General features: G+C 65.4%; 8 protein-coding genes and 3 tRNA genes. All 11 read right to left on the bottom strand.

From position 1 onward, the window contains the following. Positions 1-196 precede the first annotated feature (196 nt). On the bottom strand, positions 197-1,591 hold the full coding sequence (locus tag VVD47_RS00210; protein ID WP_327601384.1) for a pectate lyase family protein: 1,395 nt from the start codon (positions 1,589-1,591) through the stop codon (positions 197-199). Positions 1,592-1,773: 182 nt separating this feature from the next. Then, positions 1,774-2,235: a chemotaxis protein CheX gene (locus VVD47_RS00205; RefSeq protein WP_327601383.1), complete on the bottom strand. Its 462-nt coding sequence runs from the start codon at positions 2,233-2,235 to the stop codon at positions 1,774-1,776. 27 nt (positions 2,236-2,262) lie between these two features. Beyond that, on the bottom strand, positions 2,263-2,631 hold the full coding sequence (locus VVD47_RS00200) for a response regulator transcription factor (RefSeq protein WP_327601382.1): 369 nt from the start codon (positions 2,629-2,631) through the stop codon (positions 2,263-2,265). After that, the gene (locus tag VVD47_RS00195; RefSeq protein WP_327601381.1) at positions 2,628-4,706 is read right to left on the bottom strand and encodes an ATP-binding protein; all 2,079 of its coding nucleotides are present in this window, start codon (positions 4,704-4,706) and stop codon (positions 2,628-2,630) included. The genes VVD47_RS00200 and VVD47_RS00195 overlap by 4 nt, the downstream gene beginning before the upstream one ends. A 300-nt stretch (positions 4,707-5,006) precedes the next feature. After that, positions 5,007-5,082 (bottom strand) — tRNA-His (locus VVD47_RS00190). Positions 5,083-5,128: 46 nt separating this feature from the next. Continuing rightward, positions 5,129-5,205, bottom strand: a tRNA-Arg gene (locus tag VVD47_RS00185). 66 nt (positions 5,206-5,271) lie between these two features. Further along, a tRNA-Pro gene (locus tag VVD47_RS00180) sits at positions 5,272-5,348 on the bottom strand. Between the two features lie 67 nt (positions 5,349-5,415). After that, a complete protein-coding gene (locus VVD47_RS00175; protein WP_327603157.1) occupies positions 5,416-7,089 on the bottom strand; it encodes a long-chain-fatty-acid--CoA ligase in 1,674 nt (557 codons plus the stop codon). A 174-nt stretch (positions 7,090-7,263) separates the two neighbouring features. After that, a complete protein-coding gene (locus VVD47_RS00170) occupies positions 7,264-7,719 on the bottom strand; it encodes a CBS domain-containing protein (RefSeq protein ID WP_327601380.1) in 456 nt (151 codons plus the stop codon). Between the two features lie 137 nt (positions 7,720-7,856). Further along, complete coding sequence (locus tag VVD47_RS00165; protein WP_327601379.1) at positions 7,857-11,147, bottom strand: UvrD-helicase domain-containing protein; 3,291 nt, start codon at positions 11,145-11,147, stop codon at positions 7,857-7,859. Continuing rightward, positions 11,137-13,899: a PD-(D/E)XK nuclease family protein gene (locus tag VVD47_RS00160; RefSeq protein ID WP_327601378.1), complete on the bottom strand. Its 2,763-nt coding sequence runs from the start codon at positions 13,897-13,899 to the stop codon at positions 11,137-11,139. Before VVD47_RS00160 ends, VVD47_RS00165 begins: the two co-directional genes overlap by 11 nt. Between the last annotated feature and the right edge of the window lie 74 nt (positions 13,900-13,973).

Below are 13,973 nucleotides of genomic sequence, written 5' to 3'. Positions count from 1 at the left end.
GAAGCGCCAAGGGTGGCGAACGGCTTGCCAGCATAGTCGCAAGCGCACAGCCGGTCGGCAGCGCGCTTTCATATATTTTCTGCGCCCCACCGCCATGCGGCAGTGCGACAAAAAGAGAAACGCCCGGAAGGACCAGCCTTCCGGGCGTTCATGCTGCGGTTACGACAACGGCCTGCGCCGCGTCCAGACCCTCAGGTCAGAACGGTGCCACGCCGGTCACGGCCCACGGGTCGATCTTGCCCACACCGGCATTCGCCGGCACGGTGCTCGGCAGGCTGGCCGGGTTGGCCACCGTGTAGGTGTAGTACGAGGCCGGATCGAACGCGGAGCCGCGGGTCTGGAAAGCACCCGAGTTGTCCAGGATGTTGTTGCGCTGGACGATGTCGCCCGGGCCGGATTCGGCATAGCCCACCAGCGTCGGGAACGGCACGTTCTTGAAGTAGTTGCCTTCCACGACCAGCTTGCCTTCCATGGTCGAGGTCGCACCGTAGGTCACGTTGTTCAGGTAGTAGTTGTTGAACACGTGCACTTCGCCGAAGCGCAGGCGCGGGTGGCGGCTCATCGTGCCGTCGAAGAAGTTGTTGTGGATGGTGGTCTTCAGGTAACCGGTGTCGCCCGACGCGCTGTCGCTGTGACCGATCAGCATCGTCTTGTTGTGGTTCTTGAAGTGGTTGTTGCTGATCGTAATGTGGCTGGTCTGACGGGTGATGTCGAACAGGCCGTCATGGTTCGCGCCATCCGGATCAGCCGTCGCACCGTCGGTGAAGGTGCAGTGGTCCACCCACACGTGGTGCGTGTTCTGGTTGATCTTCAGCGAATCATCCGGTGCATCTTCAAAGGTGATGTTGCGGATGATGATGTTCTGACGCTTGTAGATCTCGAAGCCACCACCGGTCAGCTTCGCACCGGCAAGGCCGATGATGGTCTTGTCGGAACGCAGCGGCACCATGCCACCCATGTTGATCGTGCCTTCGATGAAGATGACCAGGCGCTCGTTGGAGTCGGTCAGCGTGCGCAGGTCGGTCAGGTTGTTCACCTTCACCGCACGGCCACCGGCACCACCCGTCGTCGTGTCGAGGCCGAAAGCCGGAATCGCCGCGAAGCCGATCAGCCCCGCTGGCGTCACGCCACCGCCCGAGCTGGACGTGCTCGACGAGCTGGAGGAACTGGAGGAACTGGACGACGAGCTGCTCGAAGAAGAACTACTCGACGACGAGGACGAACCCGTGCCGCTGGAGCTGCTCGACGAGGAACTGCTCGAAGAAGACGAGCTGCTGGAACTGGACGACGAACTGCTCGACGAGCTCGACGAAGAAGAGCTCGAGCCGCCGGAACTGCCCGGTGCGGAGCACTCGTTCACGCCACCACCGATACGACCACCGAAGGTCGCTTCGTTGCAGGTGAACGAGCCGGACAGCACCTTGTAGAAGAACTGGTCGGCGCGGCCGAAGGCCACGTTGGTATTGGCGGCCACCGTGGCGGTCTTGCCTTCGGTGGCGACGGTGACGTAACCGCTCGGGCGGTTCGCCGCGAGCACGCCGGAAGAAAGCGCAGCGGCCATGAGGCCGAGCACCAGATGCTTGGTGTTCATTTTGTCTCCTTGAATTATCTTTCTGATGCAGGCGTCATCCTTTGCGGACGACGCCTGGACAAACCCCTGTGCGCAGTGTTGGAACCGCGCCCGGGATTTGTCTTACATAGGATGGAAGCTCACCCAGCCCGGGTCAAGTGCAGCGCGTCAATCAGCGCCGCTCGCTGGCATTAATCGCAAATTCAACGAATTTGTAGATCCACCACGACAACTGCGTCGTAGCCCCGCCAGGTCAGCGGAATGACGAAGGGGCGGGTCGTGCCACTGGCACGGATGGCCATGCCGCGGCCGCGACGCGGCACCGATATCTCCAGCCCTTCGCCCAGTTCGCGCCGCGCGCGGCCGGAGAAGGTGTTGGCGATTTCACCGACGAGGTCGAGGTGATCTTCCTCGCTGTAGGTGCCCTCCCCGGTCACCAGCAGCAGGTGCGACAACATGCCGCGTGGCGCCGAGAAGTACAGGCAGCCCCGCCAGTCGCCCCTGACGTCGATGATCCCCGTGTAGTCGAACCGCGGCAGCTCGCTGCGCAGATCAGCGAGATAGGCCGAGCGCACGTCGGCACCATCGCCACTGGAATGGGCGAAGAAGTGCGTCACCGAATCCACGAAGGCGCGCAACTCGTTCTCTTGCAGTTCACTCGTCATCGATTCGCTTCCAGCGTGGGCACGGCATCAGTCCTTCATCAGTTCGCGCAGGCTGCCCACCAGTTCAGCATTGGTGAACGGCTTGTGGAGATAGCCATGCGCACCACACATCAGCGCCTGCAGCGCGGTCCGTTTGTCGCCGAGCGCGGACACCACGAGGATGCGGACGTTGTCCGACATCAGCACCAGCCGCTTGATGCAGTCGACGCCATCCATCTCGGGCATCGTCAGGTCCATGGTCACGATGTCGGGCCGGTGCTGGGCGAACAGCGAAACGGCCTCGCCTCCGTGACGCGCCATGCCGACGATGTCGATGCGCGGCAGGTCAGGATGGTTGGCGAGCTGCGCAATGCGGTTCCGGATGATCGAGGAATCGTCGACGATCATCATCCTCATGCCGTTGCCATCCCCGCCACGCCTGCCGGCGCCACGCTGCCCGGAAACTCGACGCGGAACTCGGTGTACTGCCCCGGTTGCGTGAACAGTTTGAGATGGCCACCGATGCGACGCACCGCGTCCGCCACCACGTCCAGGCCGACACCACGCCCGCCGTGTTCGTCGGCCTTGTCCGCAGTCGTGAAGCCGGGGCGGAAAATCTCCATGACCACCTGCTTGTCCGACAGGCTGGCCAGCGCCTCTTCGGTATAGCGGCCAGAACCGCGCAGGGCCTCCCGCAACCGCGGTGCGCTCAATCCCCGCCCGTCATCGCGGACCGAGAGGGCGTAGCGCGACGGCCCGGCAGGCAGCAGGGCAACCTTCACGCGGCCCTGCTCCGCCTTGCCAGCGGCCGCACGTTCCTGGGGTGTCTCGATGCCGTGGACGACAGCATTGCGCACCAGCTGCGAGGCGATCGCACGCAAGGCGCTCGCCGCCTGCGGTGCCAGGCCGTCCAGCTCGTCCAGCACGATGTCGGTCTGCACCGCCTTCCTGTACTGGCCGGCGATCCGCTGGGTCAGGGAAGCCAGCGCTTCGCTCATCTCACGTTCGCTCGCCGCCGCGACCGGCGCGTTGACGAACTGCGAAACGATCTTGCGCAGCCAGGCCGTCCGCTCGAACAGGGCCTGCAGGTGAACCGAGACACCGATCAGCTCCTCGCCTGCAAAGTTGTCGCGCCCACGCAGGCCTGCGAGCACGCCTTCGAAGACCTCGCAGTCGCTCACCACGAAGTCGAGATCCAGCGACGCCGCGTTGCCCTTGATGCCATGGACGCGGCGGAACACATGATCGATCAGGCGACGATACTCTCCTGTGCGGCCCTCCACCGCCCTCAGTCGGTCGTTGACATCCAGCAGCGCGGCCTCGGTATCGGAAATGAAGCTCGACAGGACCGCCGGTTGCAACTGCATCAACTGGAGCAACAGCCCGAGCTGCCGTTCGGCATGGCTGCGCAGCCCGTCGATCTCGCCGCGCAAGGCGACCACCGCAGACACGTCGGCCACCGTGACCAGCAGGTGGGACAGTTCGCCATCCACCACCACACGGTTCAGGTCGAAACTCAGGTGGCGCACACCCTGCACGGTCTCGACTGCCACCTCGCGCAGCGGGTTGAGATCGCGCACCAGTGCGGGCTTGACGCGATCCCCCATCAGCAGGCGCGCGTAGTCCAGCGCCATCTGGTGGTCTTCCGGTTTCAGCATGCCCTTGAGCATGCTGGCGAAGTCATCGCCCGGCGACACCTTGCGGCCCAGCAGCTTTTCCAGCGATGCGGACGCTTGCGAACCGATCCGGAAATCGCGGTCGATGAGGAACAGCCCCTCCTGCACCGTCGCGAGGATTTCCGCCGTCTCCCGCCGCGACGCCTCTACGCGTTCGTCGCTCGCACGCAACTGGCGGATGAACTTGAACAGGATGAACAGGAAGTTGGCCAGTGCCAGCGCGATGCCGATGGTCTGCACCAGCCTCAGTCGCTCGGCCTTGGCGGCGGCTACGACCTCGAGACGCACCGTGAGGTCGTTCATCAGCTTCAGCAGACGGGCGTTCTCGGTGCGCGCCGCAGTGGCGGCCTGCTCGGCGATTGCCGGCAGCGGCGCCCCTGTTGTCACTGCCGACAGGGACGCCTTGTACGGCGCCCACATGATCGATGCCTCCTGCAGCACACGCCGCCCTTCGGCGTCTGCCACCGGCTTCAGCACGACGGGCTTGCCATCCGCGCCGGGTACCTCGCCACCGCTGATGAAAGCTTCGAGCGTGCCGTCGAACAACGCGACCGCCCCTCTCAACTCCTCAGCCGCAGCGCGGCCGTCTTCTCCTGCCTTGAGATCGGCGTCCAGGGCCAGTGCAGACTTGGCCATGCGCTGCGACAGCATGCGCTGCCGCCCTGACAGGTTGATCGCGACCGCATCGGCGCTGATCTCGTAGGAGGTGTAGAAGTTGAGCAGCAGCACCCCGAGGTCGAAGACCAGGAAACAGCCGACCGCCAGCATGATGGCGCGGTATTTACCAAGCAGGGCATTGCCGAGAAGGGGGTGCATGCGGGGCTCCGGTCATTGGTGAGTGACTCGCAGCGCCTTTTGCAAAAAGCAGGCCATGCCCCGGATGCGACGTTCTGCGTGAGCCCGCGCCTGTTTCGATGCGCGGCGCACCGTGCATGGGCGCGGAGACAGGCCGCGTGCCCGATGTGCGGGCACGCATATCCCCTTCATGTCTTGATCGAGATAAGCCGGGCAGCCCGCTGCGGGCGATTTCGCCGGAGTGGGCCGGAGAAGGCGCCGGAATGCGGCGCCGTAAACGAATTTGCCGACCTCGAAGGTCGGCAAATTCGTTGAACTACTTGGGGCGATGGACGGGGATCGAACCCGCGACACCCGGAATCACAATCCGGTACTCTACCAACTGAGCTACCACCGCCACCGATGGTTATCGCAACCTCGCGGCTGCGCCAACCAGAACCGAGTGGCCTGCCCGAAGGGAATCGAACCCCTAACCTACGGCTTAGAAGGCCGTTGCTCTATCCAGTTGAGCTACGGGCAGACTTCCTGACACCCTCTGCAGGTCACGGGCCGAATCGATCGGCGCCATGCATCAACTACAACAAACTGGTCGGGGTGGAGAGATTCGAACTCCCGACATCTTGCTCCCAAAGCAAGCGCGCTACCGGACTGCGCTACACCCCGAGAGGCAAGATTCTAGGGGAATTTGCCCGGCTTCGTCAAACGCTGCGCTGCAAGAACCGTAAAGAAATCATGCTGCCTTGGCCGGTTCGTCTCGCAGCGCACGCCGCAGGATCTTGCCCACGTTGGTCTTCGGCAGTTCCGTACGGAATTCCACCTGGCGCGGCACCTTGTACCCGGTGAGGCTTTTCTTGCAATGCGCGATGACGTCCTCGACCTTCAGAGCCGGGTCGCGACGCACGACGTAGAGCTTCACCGCCTCACCGGAATGCTCGTCCGGCACGCCTACCGCGGCCACTTCGACGATGCCCGGATGCGTGGCGGCCACGTCTTCCACCTCGTTCGGATACACGTTGAAGCCCGACACCAGAATCATGTCCTTCTTGCGATCGACGATGCGCACGAAACCCTGCTCGTCCACTGTCGCCACGTCGCCGGTCTTGAGGTAACCGTCGGCCGTCATGACCTTCGCCGTCTCGTCCGGGCGATTCCAGTAGCCGCGCATGACCTGCGGGCCACGCACGCAAAGTTCACCAGGCTGGCCCAGCGGCACCTCGTTGCCATCGTCATCGCGAATGGAAATCTCGGTCGACGGCACGGGCTGACCGATGGAGCCGTTGTAGGCCGCGATGTCCAGCGGGTTGATGCACACGGCCGGCGAGGTCTCGGTCAACCCATAGGCCTCGCGCAAGGGAATGCCGGTGACCTGCTGCCATTTCTCGGCCACGGCGCGCTGCACGGCCATGCCTCCACCCAATGCGCAACGAAGCTCCGAGAAGTCGAGCTGTGCGAACTCCGGTTTGTTGAGCAAGGCATTGAAGAGCGTGTTCACCCCGGTGATGGCGGTGAACTTGTGCTTCGCCAGTTCCTTGATGAAGCCGGGGATATCCTTGGGATTGGTGATCAGCACGTTGGTCGCGCCGATCTTCATGAAGGTCAGGCAGTTCGCCGTCAGCGAGAAGATGTGATACAGCGGCAGCGCGGTGATGATGGTTTCCTGCCCTTCGCGCAGGCGCGGTTTGATCCAGGCATGCGCCTGCTGCAGGTTGGCGACGATATTCCGGTGCGTTAGGACCGCCCCCTTCGCCACGCCCGTCGTGCCCCCCGTGTACTGCAGGAAGGCAATGTCGTCGTGGGTCACGTCTACCGGCTTCAGCGGCTCGCGACTGCCCAGCGCCAACGCCTGCTTGAAGTTGATGTGCCCGGGCAATTGCCAGGGCGGCACCATCTTCTTCACATGGCGCACCACCAGATTGACGATCAGCCCCTTCAAGCCCAGTAACTCGCCGAGGCTGGTCACCACCACGTGCTTGATCTGGGTGGCGCCGATGACCTTCTGCAGATTGCAGGCGAAATTCTCGAGGATGACGATGGCCTCGGCACCCGAGTCCTTCAACTGGTGCTCCAGCTCGCGCGGCGTGTACAGCGGGTTGCAGTTGACCACCGTGTAGCCGGCACGCAGTGCGCCGAACATGGCAATGGGATACTGCAGCGTGTTCGGCATCATGATTGCAACGCGGGTGCCGCGCGCAAGCTTCAGCTCGTTCTGCAGGTAAGAGCCGAACCTCGCGGACAGCTCGTTCAACTCGCGATAGGTAATGCTGCCGCCCATGTTGAGGTAGGCATCGCGGTCGGCAAACTTCGCCACGCTGACATCGAAAAGATGGCCCAGGGAACGGAACTCGTTGATGTCGATCTCCGCGGGCACCCCTTGCGGGTAACTCTTGAGCCAGACCTTTTCCATCTTCATGTCTCCTCGTCAGAGGTTGTTATGCAATGCCTGGCCCCATGGCGGCCACGTTGCCGCCCGAGCCAGCTTCACACCGGGGCTTCACTGCCCCGGTCAAGCAAAAGGGCGGTGCCGCTCATCTGCGTGAGCCAGCATCGCCCTTCCGGTCAACCCGTCGCGCAGTGGCGTTCAGGCTGATGCCTCTTCATCATCAGACGGCCAGTTCTTGATGTAGTTCTTGAGCATCCGGTTCTCGAAACCCTGCTCCTCGAGCACCGCCTTCGCCACGTCGTGAAAGGAGACGACACCCAGCAGGGTCTTTCCTTCCACGACAGGCAGGTAGCGCTGGTGGTGATCCACCATCAGCCGCCGCAGTTCATCCACATTCATGCCGGGGCTCGCCACGAAGGGCTCGGGGATCATCGCATCCGACACCTTTGCCTCGCGCCAGCCCATCCCTGCCTTCGCCAGCGCCGCAAGCAGCTCGCGGAAAGTGAGCATGCCCACCAGTTCGCCGCCCTCGAATACCGCCAGGGAGCCGATGTCCTGCTCGGTCATGATGGTGACCGCCTCCTGCAGGCTGCGCTCGGGCGCAATGGTGTAGAGCACCTTGCCTTTGATGGCAAGAATTTCACTGACCAGCATCTGCTTCTCCTTCGCCGTAACTCGTGTTGTTGCGTATGCCGCAATGGTAGTCCAAGGCCACAGCGCGCGGAATCCGTGCTTTACGAGGAGTCACGACCGATGATGGGTTGAAGCGACCATACCCATCAGTATGGAACTCACTCTAGCGTAATTTCTCCGCCCTGCGTGAAGACCAGGAGGCTTTTGACCCGGCGTTCGGGAAACACCTGATGCAGGGCGTCGCGATAGCGCCCGAGTTGCGCGCGGTACTCGTCCATCGGTGCACCAGCCGCGCTGCCGCTCTTGTAGTCCAGCACCCAGATGGTCTCGCCGTCGTCCACCCAGCGGTCGATACGACCATCGCGACCATCGGACGAGACATACGCTGTTTCGTTGCCGGCGCGCAGGTAGCGTGACGGATCGAACAAGGCAGCAAGCGCGGGACGTCCGAGGATCCGCTGCGCGGCCTGCACAACATCGACGTCCGCCTGCGGCAAGGGCCAGCCCATGCAGTGCGCCTCCAGCCACGCATGCAACGCGGTGCCGAAGCTCAGCCCCAACGCCTCTTCCGGCGCCGGCGTGCTGGCGCGTGTGCGCCAGCTGCCGACACGCGGCACGGCCGGGGCATCGCCACGCTGTGGCGGTGTGCGCGCCACCGTGGCACGGCCCGCGTCCTCCGCCCACTGCGGCATGAGCGCCTGCAAGGACGGATGCTCGTCGAGCACGGCTGCGATACGGCGATACGGCGTCACCGCGCTGGCCGCACGTGCCGACTCGATGCCACTGACCAGCAGCACCTGCTGCGCACGCGTCATCGCCACGTACAGCAGATTCAACTCTTCACGTTCCGCTGCCGCCTTCTCGCCGGCAAGGATCTCTGCCCGGGAAGCGCCTGCCTCGGAGACTTTCCCGAGCAGCGAGAAATGCCGGGGCGCCGTGTCTTCCGCCGGCCAGTCCAGCGCAACGCCATAGCCCTCGCCACTGCGCAGCGTCGCATTCGCATCGATCAACCAGACGATGGGCGCCTCCAGCCCCTTGGCGCCGTGGATGGTCATGATGCGCACGCGCCCGGCGTGGTCGCCTTCTCCCTCGCCTCCTGCCCCGGCAGCAACCAGCCCCTCGTCCGGCGCTTCGTCGTCCGAGCTCGACAGCCGGCGCAGTTCATCGACGAAGCGCGTGAGGCTCGGGTAACGCCCGGCATCCACGTTGAGTGCGAGTTCAAGCAAGGCTTGCAGGTTTGCATGGACGCCCGGCCACAGCGCGGCAGGCAGCGCCGCCCGCGTGCGTGCAAACCAGTCGGACTCGTGGAAGATGCGATCGATCAGGTCATGCGCCGGCAGATGCGCCGCGGCGCCCAGCCACGCGCGTAGCAAGGAGACGGCACGAACGAGTCGTGGCGCCTCACCCGAAGCCGCCAGTCGCTGCAGTGCCGGCCACCAGGAACCCTCCGACGCGGAAATCGCGAGCAGGTCTTCGTCGCTCAGGCTGAAGGCCGGCGTGCGCAGGGTATGCGCAAGGTGCAGATCGTTGGCCGGATCAGCCAGGAAATGCAGGACGGCAAGCAGATCCCTGGCTTCCAGGGTGTCCAGCAGGCCACCGCGCCCCGGACTGACGAAGGGAATGCCGGCCGCTCTCAACGCCGCTTCGTAGATGCCCAGCTGTGTCTTGCGCCGCGTCAGGATCAGGATATCGGCATACCGTGCGGGACGCTCACGGCCGGACTTGTCGCGTACCAGCCAGCGCCCGGCCATGCCGGCGATGCGTTCTGCCAGCAGGCTGGCCTCCTCCGCACGGCGCAAGTCTTCCGCTTCGACACGAGGCCTCTCCAGGGGATCACGCATGCCTTCCTGCGCGGCGGCCTCACCCTCATCCGCGGAGGCGGCGATCAATGGCAATACCTCCACCCGCGAGGGCCAGTCGGTGCGCTCCGCGGTCTGCGCTTCGAAGCCAGCCATTCCTGAGGCACCACATACCGCATTCACCAGAGCGACAATGCCTTCGGCATTCCGGAAGGTGTGCGCATTGCCGATGCTGACAGCGCCGAACCGGGCCTCGAAATACGCTACCGCTGCACTGAACAGCTTCGGCTCGGCGCGGCGGAAGCGGTAGATCGACTGCTTCGGGTCCCCCACCAGGAACACGCCCGGACGCTCGGCCCCCATGCCTTCATAGGCATCCAGCCACGCGCGGAGAATCCGCCATTGCAGCGGGTTGGTGTCCTGGAATTCGTCGAGCAGGATGTGCCGGTAGCGCGCGTCCAGGCGTGCCTGCAACCATGCCCCGGCGCCGTCACGCGCAAGCAGCGCGTCGATCTCCGCTTCCAGGTCGGAGAAGTCCATCACCCGCCGCGACCGCTTCAGGCCATCCAGCTTCGCCAGCAGCTGCAGGCCCACCCGCAATGCATGGAGGTTCAGCAGGCCATTGCGCTGGTCCTGCAGGCGGCCGATCACGGCGATCAAGCGCTCGCTCCAGCGCAGGTGGAGTTCCAGGAAGGAGTTCTCGCCCGCCTCCCCCAACCGCTTTGCCTGTGCGCCGGAGGACTTGCGCGCACGCGGCTGGCCCTCCTTCGTCAGGAATGCCGCCCGCAGCGCCGAAAAGCACTCCGACGCCGCCAGGCCTCCGCGCACGTCGACAACCGCTTGTGCCAACGCGTTGCCGAGGGACTGGTCACCGGTAGTGTTCTGACCCAGCAGGCGAGCGAACGCGTCCAGCTCTCCCAGGCAATGGGGCGTGACGCACTCCGCGAACGGATCCTCCGCGCCACCGAAGGTTTCCGCCAACCATTCGGCAAGTGGCCCGTCGATGACATCGCCAGCACTGCCCAGACGGTCCGCCCACACCCGCCACTCGGCCCGCCTGTCGACGAAAGCCTTGAGGAGCTTGCGCGTGTTGTGCGCGCCGATCTCCTGGTAGAGCCAGAGCAGTGACTGGGCGAGAGGCTCCTCTGGTGCGCGCGCGCACTCACCGGCAAGTTGCACCCAGGCTTCGTCGAGCAGCACTGCTGCCGCCTCGTCCAGGTTGCGTCCCGCCAGCCCGCTGTCGAGCGGCGCACCGCTGAGCAGCCTTGCAAACCAGCCGTGGAAAGTCGTCACCGTGATCGCTGGCGTAGCGTGCAACACCGTCTCGAACAGCCCACGCGCGCGCGGCATTGCAGCCCGCGCCGCGTCCTCCGTCAGGCCGCGCTCGACCAGCATGCCGATGACCTGCTCGTCGCTGCCGGTCGCCAGTTCGGCGAGCACGCCGCGCAAGCGGGACTCGATTTCGCGTGCGGCCTTGCGGGTATAGGTGATGGCGAGAATCTCGCCTGGCTTCACGCCGGCCAGCAGCAGGCGTACCAGCCGGGAGGACAGCAGCCAGGTCTTGCCGCTGCCCGCGCAGGCTTCCACCGCCACGCCGCGCACCGGGTCGAGCGCCAGGAAACGCTGCTGGCGGCGTTGTTCAGCGCTCATGGTCGACCTCGCTAACGGCTTGCCCATCGACGGACGGCTCTCCACCCGCCCAGCCCTTGCGACACAGGCCGCGCATCTCGCACCAGGCACAGGCCCGCTCGGTGCCCTGCGCAGGCAGCGCGGCGCCGTCGTACATCGCGTTGAAGCTGCGGGTGATCACGTCATGGAGCTGGCCCGCGCGGTCTTCCGGCGCATCGAGCTCGGCAGTGCCCAGTTCATGGCCATCGAGTGCCACGTATGCGGCCGACCCGACGTGCGTCCCCGCCAGCAATGTGTAGAAGGCCAGCTGCACGTCATCCATGTCCGCCACCTGGTCACGCAGGGACTTGAGCGCACGCGACTTGTAGTCGAGCAAGGCCAGGTTGCCGTCGCCGTGCTCACCAGCGCCCTCGTCGACGCGGTCGATGCGCCCCTGCAGCGTCAGGCTGCGATTGGCGCCCAGTTCATGCTCCTGCGCCATGACCTTCTCGCCCGCACGCCAGTGCCACCCCTCGGCCTCACGGCTGCGCTGCCAGGCCAGGTAGTCCGCCAGTTGCCCCCGCCAGCGCAGGCGCCAGGCGTGGTCCTGGAAGTTGCGCTGCACGGCGTCGCGGAAGGCCGCCTCGGAGATGGCATCGAGCGCAGCAAGCAACTCGGCATCATCCTGCCCGGCCAGGACGGGAAAGCGCGTGTGGAACTCATGCAGGATGGCATGCAGCTGCGTGCCGAAATCCTGCTTCTCCATGCCCTCTCCCAGCTCGTCCACTTCCGCCAGCCCGAGCACGTAGCGCGCGAAGTATCGGTAGGGACAATCGACAAGGGTCTGCATGCCGGAGGCCGACAGGCGTACAGGCACGCGCGCCTGCGGAAGAGCCGGTGCGGCCTGTACCGTCGGCGCAACCTCGGGGCTCGCCAGCGGTTCACGCGTATGCACGGCAAGCGGTCGGTCACTGCCACCGGCGAGACCGGTCGTGGCAAGCAGGACCGACACCTCGGCCGCGGGCAATACCTCCTCGTCGCGCCGCAAGGACTGCCAGGCAATGACGCTGCGGTCGCATGCCAGCAGCAGCCCCGCCAGGTCCTCGCGCATGCGGATGCGCTCGGCGGCGGCATCCGGCAGCCCCAGTTCGCGACGCACGCCGGCGTGCGTCAACCAGCCTGGCGCCACGGGTGGCGCCAGATGTTCGGCGTCCGCACCGATGACGATCACCGCCTCGAAGCTGCGCAGCCTCGCGGCCGCCAGGTGGGTCATGATGATCGGGCTGTCGATCCGTTCATCGCGGAACAACTGCGCTTCCATCTGCCGGTTGAACCACACCCGCCAGGCCGGGAAGCGGAAGCGCGCCTCGTCCTGGGACAGTTCGGCCTGACGCGCCTCCAGCCAGTCCAGCCACTGTGCGCCTGCAGCGTCCTGCTGGACCTGCGGCAGAGCCCCCAGCAGTTCCAGGCTCTTCAGCAAGCGCCGCAACCAATCCGCGATGGTGGTGGATGACGAAGACATCATCACGGCGCGCGCGTCGGCAAGACGGCCGAGCAGCAGCTTCGCCGCCTCGATGCCAGCCCCTTCGGCAGTCAGCAAGGCCTGACGCAGCACATCGAGGCCGCTAGAGATGCCGCGCTGGCGGATCAGGCGGTCGATCGCGTCGGCGGCACGTCCCCGCACCATCGGATCGATGTCGGCGAACAACAGCGGTGCCCGCAGCAGGTCGATGAGCGCGCGGTGCCAGGCATCCGTCGCCAGCACCTCCAGCCAGGCGTCGACCACCGCCGCGACGCGTGTCGTCACCATCTTCCAGCCGGTCTCGTCCTGCACGAGCACGTGCTGGCGTTCGAGCAAGGCGCGCGCGCGCCGGGCGGCGAGACGGTCGCATGCAACGAGTGCGATCTCCCTGCGCCCCTCGCGCAACCAGTCCAGGACCTGATCGGCGACCGCCTGTCCAAGATCTTCGAGGCTTTCCGCCGCGACCATCTGCAATCGCTCGCCAGCGCCCAGCACGATCTGCGGCGCAAGTGCGGCAGTGCGGTCGCGCATCGGCGCCGCTTCCGCCAGCGGCCAAGCACAGGCCAGCAGTTCCGCCAACGCACCCTGTGCAAGCCGGCGATCAGGGCGCAGCACCAGCACGGGCACGCGCGCGGAGGCCACCTCGATCAACGCCTGCAAAGGCCCGGGATCGGTCGACTCCAGCATCACGATCAACGGACCGTCGAGTTGCGCCACCCAATGCCCCGCCGCAAGCAGCCGCGCGGTCGCATGCGAAGGCTTGCCCTGCGCTTCGGCGCGCCAGAGCGTGTTGACCACGCGCGCTTCGAAAGCCAGTGCCTGCGAATGCCGGAGGGAGAATGCCGTTTCGAGGCGCGCCAGCAGGCTGGCCTCGTCTTCCGGCAACGCCACGGCATGTTCGGTCAGGATGTCGAACAGCTGGGTCAGCTCCGCCACGACATCCCACAGCATGCCTTCGTCGAACCATTCGCGGCCGCGCAGCAAGGTGTGCAGGATGAGTTGGCGGCGGGCGTCCGGCAGCGCCTCCAGCGCGCCTTGCCAGGGCGCGACGAGGCCTGAGAGCGTATCGGTCCGCGGCAGCAGCAAGGCGCCACCCGCCACGGTACGCAATGCGAGGCTCAGTGCGGGAAGGAGCTTGAGGTTGGGCAGCAGCAGGCTGCCTGCTGACAGGTCGCCACCGCGTCCTGACAGGCCCGCGAACGAGAGGATTTCTTGCGCCGCCGCCGGCAGGAAGCCGGCGTCAGGGGCGATGGAACGGACGACCAGTGTCATGGCGACATGCTGCCACGATTGAGCCCTGGCGTTGGCGGACGTGTCGCAGCATCAGTCAGTGCACTCACCCGCTG

The sequence above is a fragment of the Uliginosibacterium sp. H1 genome (assembly GCF_036017065.1).
GTDB lineage: Bacteria > Pseudomonadota > Gammaproteobacteria > Burkholderiales > Rhodocyclaceae > Uliginosibacterium.
This window is presented reverse-complemented; position numbering and strand designations above follow the sequence as displayed.

What these genes read in the sequence shown, in the direction of transcription:
- VVD47_RS00210 (WP_327601384.1), bottom strand. Translation starts at nt 1,591, where the DNA reads ATGAACACCAAGCATCTGGTGCTCGGCCTCATGGCCGCTGCGCTTTCT.
- VVD47_RS00205 (WP_327601383.1), bottom strand. Translation starts at nt 2,235, where the DNA reads ATGACGAGTGAACTGCAAGAGAACGAGTTGCGCGCCTTCGTGGATTCG.
- VVD47_RS00200 (WP_327601382.1), bottom strand. Translation starts at nt 2,631, where the DNA reads ATGAGGATGATGATCGTCGACGATTCCTCGATCATCCGGAACCGCATT.
- VVD47_RS00195 (WP_327601381.1), bottom strand. Translation starts at nt 4,706, where the DNA reads ATGCACCCCCTTCTCGGCAATGCCCTGCTTGGTAAATACCGCGCCATC.
- VVD47_RS00175 (WP_327603157.1), bottom strand. Translation starts at nt 7,089, where the DNA reads ATGGAAAAGGTCTGGCTCAAGAGTTACCCGCAAGGGGTGCCCGCGGAG.
- VVD47_RS00170 (WP_327601380.1), bottom strand. Translation starts at nt 7,719, where the DNA reads ATGCTGGTCAGTGAAATTCTTGCCATCAAAGGCAAGGTGCTCTACACC.
- VVD47_RS00165 (WP_327601379.1), bottom strand. Translation starts at nt 11,147, where the DNA reads ATGAGCGCTGAACAACGCCGCCAGCAGCGTTTCCTGGCGCTCGACCCG.
- VVD47_RS00160 (WP_327601378.1), bottom strand. Translation starts at nt 13,899, where the DNA reads ATGACACTGGTCGTCCGTTCCATCGCCCCTGACGCCGGCTTCCTGCCG.